Genomic DNA, 862 nt, shown 5'->3' on the forward strand with positions numbered 1-862 from the left:
CAGGTCAAGACCGGCGGCCGGGGCAAGGCGGGCGGTGTGAAGCTGGCCGCCGACCCGGCCGAGGCGCAGGCCCGCGCGGAGGACATCCTGGGCCTGGACATCAAGGGTCACACCGTGCGTCGGGTCCTGGTGACCCCGGCCTCGGACATCGCCGAGGAGTACTACTTCTCGTTCCTGTTGGATCGCACCAATCGGACGTTCCTGGCGATGGCTTCCGCCGAGGGTGGTGTGGAGATCGAGCAGCTCGCGGTGGAGCGCCCGGAGGCGTTGGCGAAGGTTCCGGTGGACGCGCTCGCCGGTGTGGACCTGGCCAAGGCCGGGGAGATCGTCGCGGCGGCGAGGTTCCCGGAGGCGATCGCCGATGAGGCCGCCGAGGTCGTGGTGAAGTTGTGGGAGACGTTCGTGGCCGAGGACGCCACGCTCGTCGAGGTGAATCCGCTGGTGCGTGATCCGCGGGACAAGGTGATCGCGCTCGACGGGAAGGTGACCCTCGACGAGAACGCCGCGTTCCGGCACCCGGATCACGCGGATCTGGTGGACACCGCCGCTGAGGATCCGTTGGAGGCGGCGGCGAAGGCGAAGGACCTGAACTACGTCAAGTTGGACGGGCAGGTTGGGATCATCGGTAACGGCGCCGGTCTGGTGATGTCCACTCTGGACGTCGTGGCGTATGCGGGTGAGGAGTTCGGCGGGGTGGCGCCGGCGAACTTCCTGGACATCGGTGGTGGCGCGTCGGCGGAGGTGATGGCGAACGGGTTGGAGATCATCCTGTCCGACACCGACGTGCGCAGTGTGTTCGTCAACGTGTTCGGTGGTATCACCGCGTGTGACGCGGTCGCCAACGGCATCGTGCAGGCCTTCC

General features: G+C 67.7%; 1 protein-coding gene. It reads left to right on the forward strand.

Annotated features, from left to right (window positions below; genetic code table 11):
* On the forward strand, window positions 1-862 hold an 862-nt coding region (sucC, locus tag JT362_RS35310), incomplete at both ends, for an ADP-forming succinate--CoA ligase subunit beta (protein ID WP_260196310.1).

This window comes from Actinophytocola gossypii, assembly GCF_025165815.1.
Classification (GTDB): domain Bacteria; phylum Actinomycetota; class Actinomycetes; order Mycobacteriales; family Pseudonocardiaceae; genus Actinophytocola; species Actinophytocola gossypii.